This is a genomic window from Streptomyces sp. 4N124, assembly GCF_052245395.1.
Classification (GTDB): Bacteria; Actinomycetota; Actinomycetes; order Streptomycetales; family Streptomycetaceae; genus Streptomyces.
In genome coordinates, this window is record NZ_JBQQBS010000007.1 from 46,702 (window position 1) to 63,912 (window position 17,211).

General features: G+C 70.3%; 26 protein-coding genes. 8 read left to right on the top strand and 18 right to left on the bottom strand.

Features of this window, described 5'->3' with window-relative positions; genetic code table 11:
- Positions 1 to 50 precede the first annotated feature (50 nt).
- A complete protein-coding gene (locus tag ACTWQO_RS09135) occupies positions 51 to 860 on the bottom strand; it encodes a PhzF family phenazine biosynthesis protein (RefSeq protein ID WP_443236701.1) in 810 nt (269 codons plus the stop codon).
- Between the two features lie 188 nt (positions 861 to 1,048).
- Here ACTWQO_RS09135 and ACTWQO_RS09140 point away from each other — a divergent pair, with 188 nt between their 5' ends.
- Positions 1,049 to 1,666, top strand: coding sequence for a PadR family transcriptional regulator (locus ACTWQO_RS09140; protein ID WP_443236702.1), 618 nt, complete (start codon positions 1,049 to 1,051; stop codon positions 1,664 to 1,666).
- Positions 1,667 to 1,771: 105 nt separating this feature from the next.
- Here the strand turns inward: ACTWQO_RS09140 and ACTWQO_RS09145 are convergent, their stop codons facing one another.
- On the bottom strand, positions 1,772 to 2,200 hold the full coding sequence (locus tag ACTWQO_RS09145) for a type II toxin-antitoxin system Rv0910 family toxin (RefSeq protein WP_443236703.1): 429 nt from the start codon (positions 2,198 to 2,200) through the stop codon (positions 1,772 to 1,774).
- Positions 2,201 to 2,312: 112 nt separating this feature from the next.
- Complete coding sequence (locus tag ACTWQO_RS09150) at positions 2,313 to 2,480, bottom strand: hypothetical protein (protein ID WP_443236704.1); 168 nt, start codon at positions 2,478 to 2,480, stop codon at positions 2,313 to 2,315.
- Between the two features lie 220 nt (positions 2,481 to 2,700).
- Between ACTWQO_RS09150 and ACTWQO_RS09155 the strand changes: the two genes are divergently transcribed.
- Positions 2,701 to 3,231 carry a Clp protease N-terminal domain-containing protein gene (locus ACTWQO_RS09155; RefSeq protein WP_443236705.1) on the top strand — a complete coding sequence of 177 codons (531 nt, stop codon included), beginning with the start codon at positions 2,701 to 2,703 and terminating at the stop codon, positions 3,229 to 3,231.
- An 80-nt stretch (positions 3,232 to 3,311) separates the two neighbouring features.
- Complete coding sequence (locus ACTWQO_RS09160) at positions 3,312 to 4,316, top strand: EamA family transporter (RefSeq protein ID WP_443236706.1); 1,005 nt, start codon at positions 3,312 to 3,314, stop codon at positions 4,314 to 4,316.
- 94 nt (positions 4,317 to 4,410) lie between these two features.
- Here ACTWQO_RS09160 and ACTWQO_RS09165 read toward each other — a convergent pair whose 3' ends face one another.
- Complete coding sequence (locus ACTWQO_RS09165) at positions 4,411 to 5,043, bottom strand: FMN-binding negative transcriptional regulator (RefSeq protein WP_443236707.1); 633 nt, start codon at positions 5,041 to 5,043, stop codon at positions 4,411 to 4,413.
- Positions 5,037 to 5,729 carry a pyridoxamine 5'-phosphate oxidase family protein gene (locus ACTWQO_RS09170; RefSeq protein ID WP_443236895.1) on the bottom strand — a complete coding sequence of 231 codons (693 nt, stop codon included), beginning with the start codon at positions 5,727 to 5,729 and terminating at the stop codon, positions 5,037 to 5,039. The genes ACTWQO_RS09165 and ACTWQO_RS09170 overlap by 7 nt, the downstream gene beginning before the upstream one ends.
- 59 nt (positions 5,730 to 5,788) lie before the next feature.
- On the opposite strand from ACTWQO_RS09170, the gene ACTWQO_RS09175 reads away from it, so the two are divergent.
- A complete protein-coding gene (locus ACTWQO_RS09175) occupies positions 5,789 to 7,120 on the top strand; it encodes an aminotransferase class I/II-fold pyridoxal phosphate-dependent enzyme (protein WP_443236708.1) in 1,332 nt (443 codons plus the stop codon).
- Here the strand turns inward: ACTWQO_RS09175 and ACTWQO_RS09180 are convergent.
- Complete coding sequence (locus ACTWQO_RS09180; RefSeq protein WP_443236709.1) at positions 7,082 to 8,134, bottom strand: DMT family transporter; 1,053 nt, start codon at positions 8,132 to 8,134, stop codon at positions 7,082 to 7,084. The two genes, ACTWQO_RS09175 and ACTWQO_RS09180, sit on opposite strands and share 39 nt — an antisense overlap.
- A 75-nt stretch (positions 8,135 to 8,209) precedes the next feature.
- Between ACTWQO_RS09180 and ACTWQO_RS09185 the strand changes: the two genes are divergently transcribed.
- The gene (locus ACTWQO_RS09185) at positions 8,210 to 9,112 is read left to right on the top strand and encodes a LysR family transcriptional regulator (protein ID WP_443236710.1); all 903 of its coding nucleotides are present in this window, start codon (positions 8,210 to 8,212) and stop codon (positions 9,110 to 9,112) included.
- Between the two features lies 1 nt (position 9,113).
- Here the strand turns inward: ACTWQO_RS09185 and ACTWQO_RS09190 are convergent, their stop codons facing one another.
- Positions 9,114 to 9,581 carry a pyridoxamine 5'-phosphate oxidase family protein gene (locus tag ACTWQO_RS09190; RefSeq protein ID WP_443236711.1) on the bottom strand — a complete coding sequence of 156 codons (468 nt, stop codon included), beginning with the start codon at positions 9,579 to 9,581 and terminating at the stop codon, positions 9,114 to 9,116.
- 142 nt (positions 9,582 to 9,723) lie between these two features.
- Between ACTWQO_RS09190 and ACTWQO_RS09195 the strand changes: the two genes are divergently transcribed.
- Positions 9,724 to 10,374: a cysteine hydrolase family protein gene (locus tag ACTWQO_RS09195; protein ID WP_443236712.1), complete on the top strand. Its 651-nt coding sequence runs from the start codon at positions 9,724 to 9,726 to the stop codon at positions 10,372 to 10,374.
- Here ACTWQO_RS09195 and ACTWQO_RS09200 read toward each other — a convergent pair.
- Positions 10,361 to 10,846 carry a Rieske (2Fe-2S) protein gene (locus tag ACTWQO_RS09200; protein ID WP_443236713.1) on the bottom strand — a complete coding sequence of 162 codons (486 nt, stop codon included), beginning with the start codon at positions 10,844 to 10,846 and terminating at the stop codon, positions 10,361 to 10,363. The genes ACTWQO_RS09195 and ACTWQO_RS09200 overlap by 14 nt on opposite strands.
- A 456-nt stretch (positions 10,847 to 11,302) precedes the next feature.
- Here ACTWQO_RS09200 and ACTWQO_RS09205 point away from each other — a divergent pair, with 456 nt between their 5' ends.
- Positions 11,303 to 11,506: a cold-shock protein gene (locus tag ACTWQO_RS09205; RefSeq protein ID WP_443236714.1), complete on the top strand. Its 204-nt coding sequence runs from the start codon at positions 11,303 to 11,305 to the stop codon at positions 11,504 to 11,506.
- Positions 11,507 to 11,570: 64 nt separating this feature from the next.
- On the opposite strand, the gene ACTWQO_RS09210 is transcribed toward ACTWQO_RS09205, so the two are convergent.
- Positions 11,571 to 11,837 carry a DUF6480 family protein gene (locus ACTWQO_RS09210; RefSeq protein ID WP_443236715.1) on the bottom strand — a complete coding sequence of 89 codons (267 nt, stop codon included), beginning with the start codon at positions 11,835 to 11,837 and terminating at the stop codon, positions 11,571 to 11,573.
- A gap of 108 nt (positions 11,838 to 11,945) precedes the next feature.
- On the opposite strand from ACTWQO_RS09210, the gene ACTWQO_RS09215 reads away from it, so the two are divergent.
- On the top strand, positions 11,946 to 12,449 hold the full coding sequence (locus tag ACTWQO_RS09215; RefSeq protein ID WP_443236716.1) for a DUF5709 domain-containing protein: 504 nt from the start codon (positions 11,946 to 11,948) through the stop codon (positions 12,447 to 12,449).
- Positions 12,450 to 12,522: 73 nt separating this feature from the next.
- Here the strand turns inward: ACTWQO_RS09215 and ACTWQO_RS09220 are convergent, their stop codons facing one another.
- Genes ACTWQO_RS09220 through ACTWQO_RS09260 form a run of 9 tightly spaced genes read right to left on the bottom strand, consistent with a single transcriptional unit; the run spans position 12,523 to position 17,210 of the window.
- The gene (locus ACTWQO_RS09220) at positions 12,523 to 12,807 is read right to left on the bottom strand and encodes a gas vesicle protein K (protein ID WP_443236717.1); all 285 of its coding nucleotides are present in this window, start codon (positions 12,805 to 12,807) and stop codon (positions 12,523 to 12,525) included.
- Entirely contained in the window at positions 12,804 to 12,992 is a 189-nt protein-coding gene (locus ACTWQO_RS09225; protein WP_443236718.1) for a gas vesicle protein, read from the bottom strand. Before ACTWQO_RS09225 ends, ACTWQO_RS09220 begins: the two co-directional genes overlap by 4 nt.
- Positions 12,989 to 13,771: a GvpL/GvpF family gas vesicle protein gene (locus ACTWQO_RS09230; RefSeq protein ID WP_443236719.1), complete on the bottom strand. Its 783-nt coding sequence runs from the start codon at positions 13,769 to 13,771 to the stop codon at positions 12,989 to 12,991. The genes ACTWQO_RS09225 and ACTWQO_RS09230 overlap by 4 nt, the downstream gene beginning before the upstream one ends.
- On the bottom strand, positions 13,768 to 14,136 hold the full coding sequence (locus ACTWQO_RS09235; protein ID WP_443236720.1) for a gas vesicle protein: 369 nt from the start codon (positions 14,134 to 14,136) through the stop codon (positions 13,768 to 13,770). Before ACTWQO_RS09235 ends, ACTWQO_RS09230 begins: the two co-directional genes overlap by 4 nt.
- Complete coding sequence (locus tag ACTWQO_RS09240; protein ID WP_443236721.1) at positions 14,133 to 15,131, bottom strand: SRPBCC family protein; 999 nt, start codon at positions 15,129 to 15,131, stop codon at positions 14,133 to 14,135. The genes ACTWQO_RS09235 and ACTWQO_RS09240 overlap by 4 nt, the downstream gene beginning before the upstream one ends.
- A complete protein-coding gene (locus ACTWQO_RS09245; RefSeq protein ID WP_443236722.1) occupies positions 15,128 to 15,730 on the bottom strand; it encodes a DNA primase in 603 nt (200 codons plus the stop codon). The genes ACTWQO_RS09240 and ACTWQO_RS09245 overlap by 4 nt, the downstream gene beginning before the upstream one ends.
- Positions 15,727 to 15,990, bottom strand: coding sequence for a gas vesicle protein GvpG (locus ACTWQO_RS09250; RefSeq protein ID WP_443236723.1), 264 nt, complete (start codon positions 15,988 to 15,990; stop codon positions 15,727 to 15,729). Before ACTWQO_RS09250 ends, ACTWQO_RS09245 begins: the two co-directional genes overlap by 4 nt.
- A gap of 27 nt (positions 15,991 to 16,017) precedes the next feature.
- A complete protein-coding gene (locus tag ACTWQO_RS09255; protein ID WP_443236724.1) occupies positions 16,018 to 16,767 on the bottom strand; it encodes a GvpL/GvpF family gas vesicle protein in 750 nt (249 codons plus the stop codon).
- Positions 16,764 to 17,210 (bottom strand): gas vesicle structural protein GvpA, encoded by a 447-nt coding sequence (locus tag ACTWQO_RS09260; protein WP_443236725.1) that lies wholly within the window; start codon positions 17,208 to 17,210, stop codon positions 16,764 to 16,766. Before ACTWQO_RS09260 ends, ACTWQO_RS09255 begins: the two co-directional genes overlap by 4 nt.
- Position 17,211 lies beyond the last annotated feature (1 nt).

A 17,211-nucleotide genomic window follows, 5' to 3' on the forward strand; every position in this document is an offset into this window, starting at 1 on the left:
CGACAGGTTCGTACGCCCCCTTTGGTACGCCCCCGTTCGATCGGGCGCCGTTACGCGAGCAGCTCCCCGTCGATGACGGTGACCGCGCGTCCGGTGAGCAGCGTGCGGTCGCCGCGCAGCTCGGTGCGGACGCGGCCGGAGCGGGGTGAGGCCTGGAGGCCGGTGAGGTCGGGGCGGCCGAGGCGCTCGGACCAGTAGGGGGCGAGGGCCGTGTGGGCGCTGCCGGTGACCGAGTCCTCGTCGATGCCGACGTTCGGGAAGAAACAGCGGGAGACGTAGTCGTAGCCCCGCGTGGGGTCCTCGGCGCGGGCGGTGGCGATGATGCCGCGGGTGGAGTAGGCGGCGAGTGCCTTGTGGTCCGGCGCCAGTGCGTGGACGGTCTTCTCGTCGGCGAGTTCGAGGAGCAGGTCGCCGACGTTCGGGCCGGTGTCGAAGGCGGCGCGCGGCTCGGCGCCCAGCGCGTGGGTGACCCCGTCCGGCACGTCGACCGGGGTGAGGGGTGCGGTCGGGAAGTCCAGGGTGATCGAGCCGTCCTCGCGCGGCGTCGCGCCCAGTACGCCGCTGCGGGTGGCGAAGCGCACCGGGCCCTGGTGGGCGCCCATGGTGTGCAGGACGTGGGCCGTGGCGAGCGTGGCGTGGCCGCACATGGCGACCTCGGTGACGGGCGTGAACCAGCGCAGCGCCCAATCCGCGTCGCCGCCCTCGGGCAGGCGGTGGGCGAACGCCGTCTCGGGGTGGTTGACCTCCCTGGCCACGTTCTGGAGCCAGGTCTCGTCCGGGAAGGCGTCCAGGAGCAGGACGCCGGCCGGGTTGCCGGCGAAGGGGCGGTCGGTGAAGGCGTCGACGATTCGAATCCGCATGCCGCAGACGCTAGGCGCGGCGCGAAGCGGCAGGCCAAGGCCAATTCCGGGGTGCTGGACCGATTTTGGTCCGGGCCGTCTTCAGGGCCGTCTTCCGGGCTGTCTTCCGGGCGGGTGTTGTCAGGCGAGCTATTCCGATATATCGTTGAGGCATCGCGACTGATCAACGACTGAATGGAGTGATGGCGATGCGTTCCCATGGATTCGAACGTGGACACGGTGGACACGGCTCGCACGAGCGAGGCGGCTTCGAGGCCCTGCGGGGTGCCTTCGGGCCCTTCGGGCCGGGCGGCCCCGGCTTCGGCGGACCGGGCTTCGGCGGTCCGGGCCCCTGGGGTCATCGAGGGCGCGGCGGACCGCGGGGGAGGGCGCGGCGCGGCGACGTACGCGCGTCGATCCTCGCCCTGCTGAAGGACCGGCCGATGCACGGTTACGAGATGATCCAGGAGATCGCCGAGCGCAGCGGTGGGGCGTGGAAGCCCAGCCCCGGCTCGGTGTACCCCACCCTCCAGCTGCTGGAGGACGAGGGGCTGATCACCAGTGAGTCCGAGGGCGGCAAGAAGCTGTTCTCGCTCACCGAGGCCGGCCGTACCGCGGCCGACGAGGGCCCCGAGGCGCCCTGGGAGGAAGCCTCCCGTGGCGTCGACTGGGAGGCCCTCGGTGAGATCCGGCAGGCCGGCTTCGGTCTGATGGAGGCCTTCGGGCAGGTCTGGAAGACCGGCAGCAAGGAGCAGCGCGAGAAGGCGCTGGCCGTCATCAATGAGGCCCGCAAGAAGCTGTACCTGATCCTCGCCGACGAGGACTGACGAGGACTGTCGAGGACCGATGAGGACCGATGAGCTCTGAGGCTCGGTCCGGCGCCGGGCGCCCTCGCGGAGACATCCGTGGGGGCGCCTTCGCGCGTCCGGGGGTCAGGCCACCAGCCCCGCCAGCTTGCGCAGCGACTCGTTCAGCGCGGCCGTCGCCGAGTCCCTCAGCCGGCCCGCCATCAACGACACCGCGGCGCCCGTGAACTCGCCGTCGATGCGGACCGTGGTGGCGTCGCCGTCCGGCGTCAACGTGTAGCGCGTGGCCAGGTCGACCGCCATCGGGCCCTTGCCGCGGATGGCCAGCACCCGGGCCGGCTGAAGTTCCTCGATGGTCCAGTCGACCTCGGCCGGGAAGCCCATCAGCTTCATGTTCTCCTGGAAGGTCCCGCCCACTGCGAGGGTCTCGGGACCGCCCTTGGGGAAGCCGGTGTGGGTCGCGTTCCACTCGGCGTACGCGGACCAGTCCGTGAGCTGCGCCCACACCTTCTCCGCGGGGGCCTCGATCCGTGCCTCCGCGCTGACTTCGGCCATGCGACCACCTCTTCGTGTCGGGCTACGGTGTCGCGGAACGTAGCCGCATGGCCTGGAACATTCAATACTGATGAACCGTCAGAAAATGTGGAGGCGGCCGGCCGGACCGGCCTCAGCCGGCCAGCCGTATCTCCGCCGCGTCGAACAGGTCCCACGCGCGCGGGAAAGCACTCTCGTCGTGGCAGTGCCAGGCGTCCCAGAACAGATCGGCCGGCAGTGCGTCCTCCGGGGCGTACACCCGGTACACGTACTGCCTGCCATCGACGGCCGGAAGGGTCACCAGCCAGCACCTGCTCTCCATCCCTCTGTAGGGGACGTGCGACGGAGCGTTACGGTTGCGTGCGGCGCACGGGGGACGGGAGATGCGCGCCCCGCGGGCGAAAGAGCGTGATCTCATCCGTAAGGAGGAGATTGGGATCGCCCGAGTCCACTCTGTGTGGGACGCAAAAATGCTTCCCTCCGGGGATGTCCCGATCTGGAGGGACTGATGGGGTAGGGGTGTGCAACCCCGAATCCCCCGGCAGGCGGCCCAAGAACAGGGCGGCCGGCGAACGGACAACGATGCCGGGCTCAGTGACGAGCTGGCAGCGGTGCTCTCCGGTGCTCGCCGACGGGCCGTGCGGGACGGGGACCGGCAGATCGACACGGCCCATCTGCTGCACTCGCTCCTGGAGTCCGACCCCGAGGTGCGTGCCGTCTTGGAGGACGGGCCGCAGGTGGCCCGGCTGCTCGGCTATCTCGTGCAGCGCAGCATCGGCTACGGCCTGCGCTGGCAGGGCGCCGTAGAGGACTCCGGTGCCGTACCCGTGGTGGGGGGCGAGGCGGGCTTCTCTCCCCTCGCCGCCGGCGCGATGGAGTACGCCCGCGAGCGCGCCGCCCGGCGCGGTGGCGAACCGGCCCTCGGGATCGACCTGCTCGCCGCCATCGTCGTGGACCCGCAGGCACGCGCCGTCGAGGTGCTCGACCGTGCCGGGGTCGACGCGCGGGCCCTCTACGTGCGGATCGAGAAGCACTTGGCGAAGACCGGCTGACCGGCCGGCGACCCGGATCCCGTCCACGCGCTGAGACAGGTGTCATTGGGGGTGACGCTCATGTCATCGCCTGTCATCATGTGCCGGTGCATACGTCAGACAGCAGCAGCGGCAGCGGTGGAAAGGGCGTGGGGCTCGGTCTCGCGCTCGTTTCCGCGCTCGCCTTCGGGGGATCCGGTGTCGCGGCCAAGCCGCTGATCGAGGCGGGGCTCGACCCGCTCCACGTGGTGTGGCTGAGGGTGGCGGGGGCGGCGTTGGTCATGCTGCCGCTGGCCGTGCGTCACCGGTCGCTGCTGCGCCGGCGGCCCGCGCTGCTCGCCGGGTTCGGGCTGTTCGCCGTCGCCGGTGTCCAGGCCTGCTACTTCGCCTCGATCTCCCGGATCCCCGTCGGAGTCGCCCTGCTCGTCGAGTACTTCGCGCCCGCCCTCGTCCTCGGCTGGGTGCGGTTCGTGCAGCGGCGGCCGGTCACGCGTGCGGCCGCGCTCGGCGTGGTCCTCGCGGTCGGTGGGCTCGCCTGTGTCGTGGAGGTCTGGTCCGGGCTGAGCTTCGACGCGCTCGGACTGCTGCTCGCGTTCGGCGCCGCGTGCTGCCAGGTCGGCTACTTCGTGCTGTCCGACCATGGCGGCGACTCCGGCGCTCAGGCGCCGGACCCGCTGGGCGTCATCGCCTACGGCCTGCTGGTCGGCGCTGCCGTGCTGACCGTTGTCGCCCGCCCGTGGAGCATGGAGTGGTCGCTGTTGGCGGACAGTGCGGACATGAACGGGACGCCGGTCGCTGCGGGTCTGTTGCTCGCGTGGATCGTGCTGGTGGCCACGGTCGTTGCGTATATGACCGGCGTGGTGTCCGTGCGGCGGTTGTCTCCGCAGGTCGCGGGTGTGGTGGCCTGTCTTGAGGCGGTCATTGCGACGGTCCTTGCGTGGGTGCTGCTCGGTGAGCACCTTTCGGCTCCGCAGATCTTTGGCGGTGCAGTGGTGCTGGTAGGGGCGTTCATTGCGCAGACTTCGGCTCCGGCGAAGGGGTCCGCCGAGCCCGTTGCTGGGGGCGGTGCTGACACGCGGGTGTCGGCGCGGGGGACTGCCGGGTAGGTGCCTTGCTGGGGTGGGTGTGTTGTGTGCGGGTTCGTTGTGGCTGGTCGCGCAGTTCCCCGCGCCCCTGACGCGGCGCCGGTAGTGCCGCATCTCACAAGGTGCGCCTGCGCTGTAGGTGCTCGAGTGCCGACGCGTCTCGTGGGCCTGCCCTGTGTGTGAGTTCCTTCGCTATTCGGTCCTTGACCTCCTCCGACCGGTGGTTCGCGTACTTGAACTTCGCGCGTACGTCGGTGACTTCGAGCCGTAGTCCGCGGATTCCGGACAGCATCCGCCCGTACGGTGCCTCGCCCACCGCCACCTTCGCCGAGCCGCCCTCCGGCTGGAAGTGGTCGACCTGACGGTTGAGCAGTGCGGACTTCTCGGTCGGGTCGTCCACGATGTGGGCCCGGCAGTGGAGTTGGACGGCCGCGTAGAAGCTGGTGGGTGTGCCGTGGGCGGGTGGATCCTCCGGTGCTGCCTGCCAGGGGCCGGGTACGTACACGTAGTCGTCGACGACGCTCAGGACGGCCTCGGGGTCGGCGAGGAGCGCGGGCCATATGGGGTTGGGGCGGGCCAGATGTGTGAGGGCCTCGCCGCGGTCGGCGTCGTAGGTGAAGTGCAGGGGCTGGACGTGCGGTGGTTCGCCCTCCAAGCCGTTGACGGCGAGGTGCCCGAAGTCGTGGACGGCCAGCCACTGCTGCCACTCGGTGTCGTCGTGGGGTGCGTCCCAGGGGTGGATCAGCATGACAGCGCCGCCAGGTAGTCGGGGAGTTCGGTGCCGGGGGCCAGTTGGGCGTCGGCGACCGGGGTGTCGTAGCCCTTGCGCAGGGGGACGACACCGGCCCAGTGCGGGAGCGAGAGGTCCTCGGGCTCGTCGTTCACGCCGCCGGTGCGGGCCTTGGCGGAGACCTCGTCGAGGTCGAGGCGGATGACGGCGGTGGCCGCCAGCTCCTTCTTGTTGGCGGGCCGGAGGTCCTGCGAACGTCCGGACACGACCTGCTCGACGAGGGCGTCGAGCGCGGCCCGCTTCTCCTCGGGGTCGGTGACGTCATGGGCGATGCCGTGCACCACGACCGAGCGGTAGTTGATCGAGTGGTGGAAGGCCGAGCGGGCCAGGATGAGCGCGTCCACGTGCGTCACCGTCAGGCACACGGGGAGGCCCGGGTCGGTCTGGCCCGTCATGCGCAGGGGGCGTGAACCGGTCGAGCCGTGCACGTAGAGCCGCTTGCCGACCCGGGCGTACAGGGTGGGCAGCACCACCGGCGCTCCGTCGCGGACGAAGCCGAGGTGGCAGACGTAGGCCTCGTCGAGTATCGCGTGCACCAGGTCCTTGTCGTACGACGCCCGGTCGGCGGAGCGCGTGGGGACGGTGCGGTCGGTGGGTGTGTAGGCGGTCTGGTGTTGCGTCGGCTGCTGCTGGGTCCCCTGCATTAGGTCCTGCATAACGTCCTCCATTGCATTCTGTATTGCACTAGTGCATACTCGACTTTGTGCTAGAAGGATATCGGATCAGTGGGCGGCGTGCAGCCGAGATTGCGGCCAGTGTCGAGAGCGCGGTGGGCTCGGGCGGGCTGGAGCCGGGCCAACTTCTGCCGCCCATGCGTGAGTTGGCGGTCGAGCTGGGCGTGAATCCCAATACGGTCGCGGCGGCGTACCGCATCCTGCGTGAGCGCGGGGTCATCGAGACCGCCGGGCGTCGTGGCAGCCGCGTGCGGTCCAAGCCGGCCACCACGGGACGCGAGTACCTCAGGGTGGACGTGCCCGAGGGGGTGCGGGACGTGGCGAGCGGCAACCCCGATCCCGCCCTGCTGCCCTCGCTGGCCAAGGCGTTCGCGGTGGCGGCCGAGCAGGGCGACCGCGAACCCGTGCTATACGGAGACGAGCCGGTGGAACCGGAGTTGGCCCGTCGTGCGCGGGCCGATCTGGACGCGGGCGGTGTGCCGGACGGGCCCCTCGCGGTGACCTCCGGCTCCCTCGACGCCATCGAGCGCGTCCTCGCCGCCCATCTCAAGCCCGGGGACACGGTCGCCGTCGAGGATCCCGGCTGGGGCAGCCTGCTCGACCTCGTCCCGGCGCTCGGGCTGCGCACCGCCGCCGTCGGTGTGGACGACGAAGGTCCGCTCCCCGATGACGTACGCCGCGTTCTCGGGGCCGGGGCGCGCGCCCTGATCGTCACCGACCGGGCGCAGAACCCGACCGGTGCCGCGGTGAGCGCGTCACGCGCGCGTGCCCTGCGCGCCGTGCTGCGTGAGTACCCGGACACCCTGCTGATCGACGACGATCACGGGCACGGCATCGTCGACCTGCCTCTGCACGCCCTCGCCGGTGTCACCGGCAGCTGGGCCTTCGTGCGCTCGGTCGCCAAGGCGTACGGCCCCGATCTGCGGCTCGCCGTACTCACCGGGGACGCCGTCACCGTCGACCGGGTGATCGGGCGGCATCGGCTCGGGCCCGGCTGGGTGAGTCGGATCACCCAGCGGGCCGTCGTACGGCTGTGGGCCGACGGCGCGGTGGACGCGCGCGCGGTGGCGGCGGCGTACGGGCGGCGCCGGGACGCGCTGATCGGCGCGCTCGCTGAGCGCGGGGTCGCCGCGTACGGGCGCAGTGGCCTGAACGTCTGGATTCCCGTGCCGGACGAGACCGGAGCCGTGGCCCGCCTGCTGCACGCCGGCTGGGCCGTCGCCCCCGGTGCTCGTTTCCGGATGAGCGCACCGCCGGGCATCCGGGTCACCGTCTCGACGCTGGCGGTGGACGAGACGGTGATGCTGGCGGACGCGATCGCCTCAGCGGTGGGTCCGGCTCCGATCCGGAGTTACGTCTGAGTCATTCGGGGGCAGTGGCGGGAGGTGTTGTCGGTCCGCTGCGGCGCCGTCGTGGCTGGTCGCGCCCACGCGGCGGAGCCGCATATCGATACAGCCCCGCGCCCCTTCGGGGCGCTGCGCCTTCGGTCGCGCCTGCGTCAGTGCCGCGCCTGCCAGGACGACGGTCGCGCCCACCGGTGTCCACCAGTTCAGCGACTCGCCCAGGATCGCGACACCCGCGGCCGTGGCGATGACGGGGATGAAGTACGTGACCATCGTGGCCGTGGTGGGGCCGACCTCGGCGACCAGGCCGTACTGGATCAGGAAGGCGAGGCCGGTGCCGAGTGTGCCCAGGGCCGCTATGGCCAGCAGCGGGCCGACGGCCACCTGTGTCGGCCAGGACGTGAACAGCGGGGTCACGACCGCCAGTTGCAGGGTGGCCAGCAGCAACTGGGCGCCGGCCAGCGAGAGATGCGAGTGGTCGGATCCGGCGAGGGTGCGGCGGACGTAGATCCAGCCGATCGGATAGCTCAGGGACGCTCCCAGTGCCATCGCCGTGCCCGTGGCGTCCAGGCCGTGGAAGCCCTGCCAGGCGCCGAGCACGGTGAGTACGCCGAGGAAGCCGAGGCCGAGACCGGCGACGCGGACCCGGGTGGGACGGTCCTCGGAGAGGGCGACCAGGGACAGGGCCATGCCCCACAGCGGCGAGGTGGCGTTGCAGATGCCGGCCAGGGTGGACGGGATGGTCAGCTCGGCGTAGGCGAAGAGCGAGAACGGCAGGGCATTGAGCAGGAACGCGGCGACTGCGAGATGCCCCCAGGTTCGCGGCTCGCGCGGCAGGCGCTGCCGCTTCATCGCCATCGCGGCAGCGAGCACCGCCGTCCCGAACACCAGCCGGCCGAGCGTGACCTGGAAGGGGGCATAGCCCTCGGTGCCCACCTTGATGAGCAGGAAGCTGAAGCCCCAGACCAGGGCGAGGGCGCCGAAGCGAAGCCGCCAGTCGAGGGCGGCGCGGGCGGGGGTGGGGGTGCTCATGGCGACCAGGATGGTGGACCCTAACCTCGTAGCACAACCTAGATTTTCCGCACGGTATCTCGTAGCATTGCTTACATGTTGAACCTGGAGCGCCTCCGCACCCTGGACGCCCTGGCCCGGCACGGCTCGGTCAGTGGTGCCGCCGAGGGTCTGCACATCACGACCTCGGCCGTCTCGCAGCAGATGTCCAAGCTGGAGCGCGAGGTCGGCCAGCAGCTCCTCGCCAAGAACGGCCGGGGGGTACGGCTCACGGACGCCGGCCGGCTCCTCGCCGAGCACGCGGCGCGCATCCTCTCCCAGGTGGAGCTCGCCCAGTCGGATCTGGAGGCGCAGCGCGGGCAGGTCGTCGGCGAGCTGCGGCTGGCCGCGTTCCCCACCGCCCTGCGCGGGCTGTTTCCCATAGCGCTCACCACCCTGCGCACCCACCATCCGGCGCTGCGCGTGCGCTCGCGGGAACTGGAGCCGGAGAACGGGGTCAATGCGGTGCTCCGGGGCGACGCAGACCTGGCCGTCGTCCTCGACTGGTACAACAAGCCGCTGCCCATGCCGCAGGGGCTCGCCAAGGCGTCGATCCTCGAGGATCCCGTCGGCGTCGCCATGGCCGACGGACATCCGCTCGCCGGGCGGGACGAGGTCGACCTGGAGGACTTCGCGGGCGACGAGTGGGTCGCCTGGCCCGAGGGCGAGTTCTGCCACGAGTGGCTGCTCTACACCCTGCGCGCCAAGGGCATCGAGCCCCGCATCGCCCATCGCGCCGAGGAGCACCACACCCAACTCGCCCTCGTCGCCGCCGGGTTGGGCGTCTGCGTCGCCCCCCGCCTCGGCCGCGACCCGATGCCCGCGGGAGTGCGGGCCGTGCCCGTGCGGCACGGCGCCCAGCGGTACATCTACGCGGTGTGGCGCGCGGACGCGGACCGCCGCCCGTCGATCCGGGCGGCGGTGGAGGCGCTGCGTGAGGCGGCCCTGAAGGTCGGCTGACCTACGCGGAACCCAGCTTGCGGAAGTCCCAGGAGACGATCTTCTCCGGCGTCAGCCGCACCCATGCGTGCCGTCCGTCGTGCGGCATCTCCTCAAGGCCGAAGTTCTTCCGCGCGAACAGCGTCTCCGGGACGTCGAGTTCCGCGCGCAGTTCGCCGGTGCGCGGGCTCTCGCCCACGAAGTCGACGGTCCCGGACAGCTCGACGCCGCGCAGTTCGTCGTACTCCTCACCCGTGTCGACCACGATCGCGACCCGCGGGTCGCGGAGCAGATCGGTCCACCGCTTGCTCCGCACCACCGAGTACAGCCACATCGAGGTGCCGTCCCAGGCGAACCAGAGTGTGCTCACGTGCGGGGCGCCGTCGGCGGACACGGTGGCGACCCTGCAGGTGCGCTGGCTGGTGAGGAACTCGTCCAGCTCACCCGGTGTCATCATGATCTTCCGGCCCCGGCGCTGCGTGACGGTCATGTGTCCCCCTCTTCTCTTCTCCCACGTCGTGTCAGAGGAGAGATCCTCTGACATCACGTCAGAAAAGGATGAGTGGTCTTCCTTCCCCGCGCAATGGTGGCTAGTCTCGCCCGCCCCATCAGGTCGGCGACAAGGGGGCACCATGCCGTCGCACGAACAGCTTCGCGAACTCCTCGACCCCGTCACCACGGTGCTGCTCACGGTCGAGTGCCAGCAGGGCGTCGTCGGCCCGGACAGCGCCTTGCCGGACCTCGCGAAGGAGGCCCGCTCCTCCGGCGTCCTCGCCAACGTCGCCCGGCTGGTGGCAGGAGCGCACGAGAGCGGGGTCCAGGTGATCCACGCGATCGCCGAACGCCGCCCGGACGGCCGGGGCGCGAGCCACAACGCCCGGCTGTTCCGCGCCGCCGAACGGCTCCCCGTCCAGCAGCTCGCCGGCTCCACGGCGGTCCGGGTGGCGGCTCCGATCGAGGTCGCCGAGGAGGACTTCGTCGTACGACGGCTGCACGGGCTGTCGCCGGTCCAGGGCACCGAGGTCGACGCGCTGCTGCGCAACCTCGGCTGCCGCACCCTGATCGTCACCGGCGTCTCGGCCAACGTGGCCGTCCCCAATGCCGTCTTCGACGCGGTCAACCGCGGCTACACCGCCGTCGTCCCGACGGACGCCATCGCCGGGGTGCCCTCCGACTACACCCCGGCGATGATCCGCAACACCCTCGCATTGGTCGCTACGGTCGCGACCACGGACGAGGTGCTGAGCTGCTGGAAACGACCGCGCCCGGTCACGCGAGCGTGATCGAGTCCCCGGACACGGTGATCTCCTTGGCCTCCAGCGGCTTGGTGGCGGGGCCCTTCTGCACGCTGCCGTCGGCGATGGAGAAGGTACTGCCGTGGCAGGCGCAGGAGATGATGTCCTCCTTGAGGTCCGTCATGGGACAGCCCTGATGCGTGCAGATCGTCGAGTAGGCCTTGTAGTCACCCGCCGCCGGCTGCGAGACCACGATCTTCTCGTTGCTGAAGATCTTGCCGCTGCCCTCCGGTATGTCGGAGGTCTTCGCGAGCGCGGCGCCGCCCTCCGCGGCGGGGGAGCTGGCGTCGGCACCCCCAGCGGGGGAGCTGGCGTCGGCGCCCTGCTCGGTGGACGAGCCGGACGCGTCGTCCTCCGATCCACACGCGGTCAGCGCGACGGCGAGCCCCGCCGCGCCGACCGCCGCCACGACGGTACGGCGGCTCGGTGCCGACACCGGCTGAACTGATTCGCTGGTCATGCTGACGTTTCCTTCCGCGGGTTCGTGATCTGCCGAGATGTACGGTCCATGAGGACCGGCTGTTCACACGATGGGGAAATCCTGGCCGGTCTCCGCAGGCGTGCGGGTAAAGCGGAGCTGTCGGTTCCCTGTCGAGGGCTGTCGATCCGCTGTCGGCCCCGAGGAAGTCGCCGCGACCCGCCTGCGTGGGGGCGGCTCGCTGCCGGCGCAAGCGCCAAGGGCAAGCCGGGATGTGGTCTGGAGCCTGTTCGACGGGACCAACTCTGTGTTTCAGTGGCCGTGCGTCACGAGCCGGTGTAGCGTCATGATCAGCAGTCGTGGTTCCGAAGTCCCGTTCGCCCGTGATCGCAGTCACGGGCGTTTTTGCTGTGCAACGCCTCTCCGGACCAGGGCGATCACCTCCGGGTCCCGCACGGTGCGGGATCCGATACGAGTCCCGTCGAAGGAGACAGGCAAATGGCTACAGGCACTGTGAAGTGGTTCAACGCGGAGAAGGGCTTCGGCTTCATCGAGCAGGACGGCGGCGGCCCCGACGTCTTCGCCCACTACTCGAACATCGCCAGCACCGGCTTCCGTGAGCTCCAGGAAGGCCAGAAGGTGAAGTTCGACATCACGCAGGGCCAGAAGGGCCCGCAGGCGGAGAACATCACTCCCGCCTGACGACGCACGAGGAAGCCCCGGCCCGTGAACCCACGGGCCGGGGCTTGCCCGTCTGCGGACCTGGTCATGTGGTCGCCAATACGACCACCATCGCCACCAGGCCGATGACGACGAGTGCGACGACGATCCAGATCAGTGTGAGGGGCGCGACGGCCCATCCCCTTTTGAGCGCTTCGCGCTCGGGGGCGCCGAGCCCGGAGACTCCGGATTCGGCGGGAGGTGCCGCACCAGGAGCCATCGAGGCGTCCTCCGGTACGGCCAGTCCTTCCACGGGTCGGGGATCGGTCTCAGGCGCAGCGCCGTCGGCTCGGTGTGCACGTTTGTCGTTCATGAGCTCTTCCCTTCGCTTCTGACGGGTTTCACGCGTTCGGCCAGCGGAAACCCGGTGCGAGCAGTTCGCCAGAGAGAGAACCCGGCACGACTGCCCGAGGAGCATCGGATGCCCGACGAACAGCGTGAGTACGACGACGAGTCCATGGGCGACGAGGTGTACCAGCCCGACGATTCGGAGGTCCAGGACGATGCCGCGGTCATGGACCCGGAGGACACCCTGGACGACCGCGGTATCGACCCGGCGATCGACGAGGGCTACTCCCCGCCCGAGAAGCCGCTGGCGGTGCAGCGCCGCGGCACCACGGCCGCGGAGCAGCGTGAGCGGGACTCGCTGGACGAGCGCCTGCGGGCCGAGCGTCCCGACACGGAGCCGCCGCCGGGCGACGAGATCGGAGACGTACCTGACGGGGAAGGCGAGCCTGTCGACGCGGAGGCCGGTGACAGGCGTGCGGGACGGCTGACGGCTGCGGAGGAAGGGGCCGGGACGCAGGATGACACCGTGGCCGAAGACGCTGGTATCGCCGGCGGCGCGGCATCCTCCGAAGAGGCCGCGGTGCACGTGGTGGACAACCCGGCCGAGTCCGACGACGAGGGATCGCGGACCGCCTGAACCGATCGGCGCTGTTCGGGCCGTATCCCGAGCTCGGCGCCCGAGGGGCGCGGCGGGTCACGCTCCCGGTGTCTCACTCCCGAGGAAGCAGCGGCCCCAGCGGCCCGAGGTCCAGATTGAGGTCCTCGGCGCGCAGCCCGTAGCGCTCGCGGAGCTCGGTCATGCGTTCGTCGAGCAACATCAGCGTGAGACCGATGCGTTCCTCCTGCTCCTCGCTCAGGTCACCCTGGTCGACGCGGCGCAGCGCCTGGCGCTCCATCAGCTGGCGCAGCAACTCGACCACGGTGAGGACGAGTTTCACCAGGTCGCGTTCGACGGTGTCGGGCTCGAGGTCGAGTCGGTTGCGGCGCTCGGTCACGGCGAGTCACCCCAGGGGGACGGCACTTGTCGGTTCACGGAGCTGATCAGGGCGTTGAGGTCGATACGGACGAGGTCGACGTCCGCGATGCGCAGGGTGATGTCCCCCGTGATGACCACTCCGCCCGCGAGCAGCCGGTCGAGCAGGTCCACGAGGGCCACCTCACGGCCCGCCACGACGGTCATGTGCCCGCCTCCGCACCGCTGCTCTCGACGAAGGAGTAGGCCGCCCACGGCCCGGTCAGCTCGATCCGGATTCCCCTCTCCCCGCTCTTGATGTGGTCCAGGACGTCCATGAACTCCTCGGAGCGGGGACGGGGAACCAGATATGCGGCATTGAGCACGTTCTGGCCCGGGGCCGAGGAGAGGACCGGGTTCTGCGGCGGATGCAGCCGGGTGCGCTCCGCGTGCGCGGAGAGCGCGTCGTGCAGCCGGTCGGCGAACCGTTCGGCCCGCTGCCAGGTGTCCTCGCGGGCCATGACCGATCGGCGCCGCTGCCGCAGGTAGTCGCGGCCCGAGGCCGGCTTGCTCCGAGGGCCGTCGCCCGCCGCCGGCTCAGCGTCGGGTTCGGGTTCGGCGTAGACCTTCACACCCCATTCGACGCGGCCCCGAAGTCGGTTCAGGGTGTCCCGGAAGTGCGCCTCCTGCTCCTCCATCATCACGCGTACGCCCGTGTCGTCACGGAAGACGGTGGCGAGGCGCAGCGGCAGCGGGGTGGTGAGGGCGGTGAGCGCGTGGATCACCCGTTCGTGGGCGCGCGCGGTCTCGGTGAGCCAGTCGAGGTCCTCCAGGTGGGCGCGGAGCGGCTTCTCGGCGAAGTCCCGTTCGGGCACGTGGCTGACCACGGCGACCAGGCCGAGGTGCGGGAACATGTGCGGCCGGTCGCCCGCGACGCCGGTGAGTTCGGCGGGGAGTCGTGCGCCGAGCGGCTCGCAGATCGCGTAGACATACCGCAGTTCGGTCATACCGCATCCCCTCCTCCGTCCTCGCGGGTGCGCTTGGCCCGGGCGGTGGGAGGCGCCGCCTCCAGCTCCTCCAGCCGCGCCAGCCGTTCGCGCAACTCGGCGTTCTCGCGCGCGAGTTCGTTGCGGCGGGCGCGGGAGGAGAGGGCCGGGTCGTCCTCCCACCAGTCGATGCCCATCTCCTTGGCCTTGTCGACGGAGGCGACGATGAGGCGGAGCTTGACGGTGAGCAGCTCGATGTCGAGCAGGTTGATCCTGATGTCACCGGCGATCACGATGCCCTTGTCGAGGACACGTTCCAGTACGTCGGCGAGATTGCTGCTGCCGTCGTGTCCATAGGGCTGCGGGAGCCGGCTCGGCGTGGTCATCGCCGGCTCCCGCCCTCGGCGTACTCCTTCTCGTCTTCGTACGCCATCTCGTCCTCGGGTTCCTCCTCGTAGTCGTCCTCCGCCTCGGCCTCCTCGTCGCCCTCCTGGTCCTCGTACTCCTCGGCGACCGCGTCCTCGTGGCTGCGGAGGATCTCGCCTTCGCTGATCTCGCCGCGCCAGCCGTCGGACGCCTCGCCCTTGAGGGAGATGAAGCGGGCGAAGTTCTTGAGGTCGAGCCGGGCCCGGCGGCCCTGGGCGCGCCAGATGTTGCCGGTCTTCTCGAACAGGCCCTGGGGGTAGTACTCGATCACCAGCAGGACACGGGTGAGGTTGTCCGCGAGGCGGTGGAAGGAGACGACGCCCTTCGTAGTGCCCTTCGCGCCCTCCGACGACCAGACGATCCGATCGTCCGGGACCTGCTCGGTGGTCGTCGCCTTCCAGCTGCGTTTCGACCAGAAGACCTTCAGCTGCCAGTCGGACTGGGTGTCGTCCACCCGGTCCGCGCTCTTGACGCCCTTGGCGAAGGTGCTGAACTCCTGGTACTGCGTCCACTGGTCGTAGGCGGTGCGCACCGGCACGCCCACGTCGACCTGCTCGACGATGACGGTCGGCTTCTTGCCCGCGCCGCCCTTGCGCTTGCCCTTGCCGCCGCCGAGGTTCTTCAGGGCGCCGACTACGTTGTCCTTCGCTCCGGAGCCCAGTTTCAGGGCGGAGCGCAGTGGGCCCTTGCCCTCGGTTGCCTTGCGGCCGCTGTGCAGCGCGAGCTGGGCGAAGCCGGGGCTGTTGCCCTCCGCGATGTCGTTGAGCTTGGCGGTGGTCTCGCCGAGCTTGCGACCGACGCCGACGAGCAGGCGCTCGGCCTGTGCGGAGAGGTACTCCTGCACCTCCGCCTTGAGCCGGTCGGCGGCCTCGCTCCGGGCGAGGCCGGACAGCGGAGTCTCACTGGTGGCCTTGTCTGCCGCGTCAGTGGCCGTGGATGCCGGGTTCGGAGTCATCGCTCACCGCCTCCCTTCCCTTCCGTGGCACGCGAGGCGGTCCTGGTGGCCGTCTTCCGGGCGCCTGCGGTCTTCTTCGCGGCCGACTTCCGGACAGGCGCCTTGCGCGCGGCCTTCCTGGCGGTCTTGGAGGCGGTCCTGGAAGCGCTCTTCTTCGCCGGCGCCTTCCTGGCGGTGCTCTCGCGTGACGTCTCCTCGTCCTCATCGGCGTCCCGGGACTCGTCGTGGTCCTGGAGCTTCTCGTTCTGCTCGTCCTCGTCCTCGTCGCGCCCGGTCCCCACGACACCCGCGAGCTGATCGCGGACATCGGCGGTACGGTCGTGCAGACGGTCGGCGAGCGCATTCATCTGCCGCTCGACCAGTGCCCCCGAGGCGGCCTTGCCGACGCCGCTCAGGTCCTGGCGGAGTTCGTCGCCGATCTCCTTGAACTGCGGGTTGTCCTTGAGCTGCCGCGAGACCAGGTCCACCACGGCGCCGGGGCTCGGCTTCAGTCGCTTGCCCGCGATCAACGTGCCCGCGGCCATTGCCAGTTTGAGCTTCTTGGTGCGTCCGAGGACGTACCCGGCCCCGACCGCGAGGCCGATGAGTGTCCGGTTCATGGTGTCGTCCTGTCGTCCGTTCCGAAGCTTCTGTGTGTGGCCGTCTCCAGCCTGTCGAGAAGTTCGTCCTCCAGCCGGTCGAACTCCTCCTCGGTGATCTCTCCGGCCTCCAGCAGCTTCTCCAGGCGGGCGAGTTCGGCCTGGATCGTCGCGGGGTCGTAGTAGATGCGCTCGGCTTCCCGCACCACCTGTTCGATGACCCACGCGCTGCCGCGCACGGGGGCGAACGGCAGGAGAAGCACTTCCGAGATCAGTCCCACGATGTGCCTTCTAACCGTTGGTGCCGGCTAACCGTCCGTGTCGGCGGGTCCGGCCGGGGCCGGATCGACAAAGCTGTATGGAGGCAGCGGACCGTTGACGCTTATTTCGAGGTGAGGGCTGGCCGCGCGCAACTCCTCCACCTTCTCCAGGAAGCCCGCGACCGAGTCCCGTTCCACCAGGAAGGAGACATTGGCCAGCCATCCGGCCGATCCGGGGCCGGGACTGGTCGCCGCGGCGAGGGGCGTGAGGGCCTCCTGCGCAGCTGCCGCGTCTTGGACCTCCCTTTCCTGTACGGCGGCGGCGATCATCTCGCCGAGCTGGAGCCGCTGCTCGTGGCTGCCGCCGCCCGCCAGCCGGTTGGCTTCGGCGAGGGCTCGCAGCTCGGGGTTGTCGGCCAGCACCTGGTGCAGCACGGTCTCCTCCACGTGGGAGGCCTTGAGGTTGTACTCGACCTTGCCGTCGAGCGCCCTGAGCCGCTCCTCGTAGTGGCTCGCGCGCTCCGCGAGGACATCGGTGACCTTGCCGTCGTCGGGGGCCACACTTCCGAACCGCATGGGCAGCACACAGCCGGTGGCGCCGGTCTCGGCCAGCACGTTCTGGTGGGCGAGGAGTTCGCGTCGCTTGGGACGCAGCTCCTCCGGTGCGTCGCTGACGACCGCCGCGAGCTCACCCTCCTCCAGCACGCGCACCGGCCGCGGCGGATCGCCCACGCCGCCCAGGCCCTCGGGGAGGGCGGGGTGCGACCGCGTGGTGATGCCGTAGACGTAGGTGCTCACTCGTCTTCCTCCCTGTCCTTGTGACGCGCGGCTGTGCTCTTGCGTGTCCGCGGCCGGGACTCGTGCTCTTTCTCCTTCGAGGAGCCCTCGTCACGGGCCTGCCGGAAGGCGTCGGAGATCGTCTCCGCGGCACCGGACAGCGCGCCCTTGGACTTGCCGCGGGCGCCGGACTCGGTGATCTCGCCGACCATGTCGGGCAGGCCAGGGCTCTTGCGGGGGCCCGCCTCCAGATCGATGCGGTTGCAAGCCTCGGCGAAGCGGAGGTAGGTGTCGATGCTGGCCACGACGACCCGCACGTCGATCTTGAGGATCTCGATGCCGACCAGCGAGACACGTATGAACGCGTCGATGACGAGTCCCCGGTCGAGGACGAGTTCCAGTACGTCGTAGAGGCTGCTGCTGCCGCCTCCTCCGCTGGCTTGTTGTGCCGGGACAACGGTCATG

What these genes read in the sequence shown, in the direction of transcription:
- ACTWQO_RS09185 (WP_443236710.1), top strand. Translation starts at nt 8,210, where the DNA reads ATGTTGAACCTGGAGCGCCTCCGCACCCTGGACGCCCTGGCCCGGCAC.
- ACTWQO_RS09230 (WP_443236719.1), bottom strand. Translation starts at nt 13,771, where the DNA reads ATGACCGAACTGCGGTATGTCTACGCGATCTGCGAGCCGCTCGGCGCA.
- ACTWQO_RS09210 (WP_443236715.1), bottom strand. Translation starts at nt 11,837, where the DNA reads ATGAACGACAAACGTGCACACCGAGCCGACGGCGCTGCGCCTGAGACC.
- ACTWQO_RS09195 (WP_443236712.1), top strand. Translation starts at nt 9,724, where the DNA reads ATGCCGTCGCACGAACAGCTTCGCGAACTCCTCGACCCCGTCACCACG.
- ACTWQO_RS09145 (WP_443236703.1), bottom strand. Translation starts at nt 2,200, where the DNA reads ATGGCCGAAGTCAGCGCGGAGGCACGGATCGAGGCCCCCGCGGAGAAG.
- ACTWQO_RS09170 (WP_443236895.1), bottom strand. Translation starts at nt 5,729, where the DNA reads ATGCAGGGGACCCAGCAGCAGCCGACGCAACACCAGACCGCCTACACA.
- ACTWQO_RS09215 (WP_443236716.1), top strand. Translation starts at nt 11,946, where the DNA reads ATGCCCGACGAACAGCGTGAGTACGACGACGAGTCCATGGGCGACGAG.
- ACTWQO_RS09180 (WP_443236709.1), bottom strand. Translation starts at nt 8,134, where the DNA reads ATGAGCACCCCCACCCCCGCCCGCGCCGCCCTCGACTGGCGGCTTCGC.
- ACTWQO_RS09165 (WP_443236707.1), bottom strand. Translation starts at nt 5,043, where the DNA reads ATGCTGATCCACCCCTGGGACGCACCCCACGACGACACCGAGTGGCAG.
- ACTWQO_RS09245 (WP_443236722.1), bottom strand. Translation starts at nt 15,730, where the DNA reads ATGAACCGGACACTCATCGGCCTCGCGGTCGGGGCCGGGTACGTCCTC.
- ACTWQO_RS09135 (WP_443236701.1), bottom strand. Translation starts at nt 860, where the DNA reads ATGCGGATTCGAATCGTCGACGCCTTCACCGACCGCCCCTTCGCCGGC.
- ACTWQO_RS09200 (WP_443236713.1), bottom strand. Translation starts at nt 10,846, where the DNA reads ATGACCAGCGAATCAGTTCAGCCGGTGTCGGCACCGAGCCGCCGTACC.
- ACTWQO_RS09240 (WP_443236721.1), bottom strand. Translation starts at nt 15,131, where the DNA reads ATGACTCCGAACCCGGCATCCACGGCCACTGACGCGGCAGACAAGGCC.
- ACTWQO_RS09205 (WP_443236714.1), top strand. Translation starts at nt 11,303, where the DNA reads ATGGCTACAGGCACTGTGAAGTGGTTCAACGCGGAGAAGGGCTTCGGC.
- ACTWQO_RS09225 (WP_443236718.1), bottom strand. Translation starts at nt 12,992, where the DNA reads ATGACCGTCGTGGCGGGCCGTGAGGTGGCCCTCGTGGACCTGCTCGAC.
- ACTWQO_RS09260 (WP_443236725.1), bottom strand. Translation starts at nt 17,210, where the DNA reads ATGACCGTTGTCCCGGCACAACAAGCCAGCGGAGGAGGCGGCAGCAGC.
- ACTWQO_RS09140 (WP_443236702.1), top strand. Translation starts at nt 1,049, where the DNA reads ATGCGTTCCCATGGATTCGAACGTGGACACGGTGGACACGGCTCGCAC.
- ACTWQO_RS09190 (WP_443236711.1), bottom strand. Translation starts at nt 9,581, where the DNA reads ATGACCGTCACGCAGCGCCGGGGCCGGAAGATCATGATGACACCGGGT.
- ACTWQO_RS09235 (WP_443236720.1), bottom strand. Translation starts at nt 14,136, where the DNA reads ATGACCACGCCGAGCCGGCTCCCGCAGCCCTATGGACACGACGGCAGC.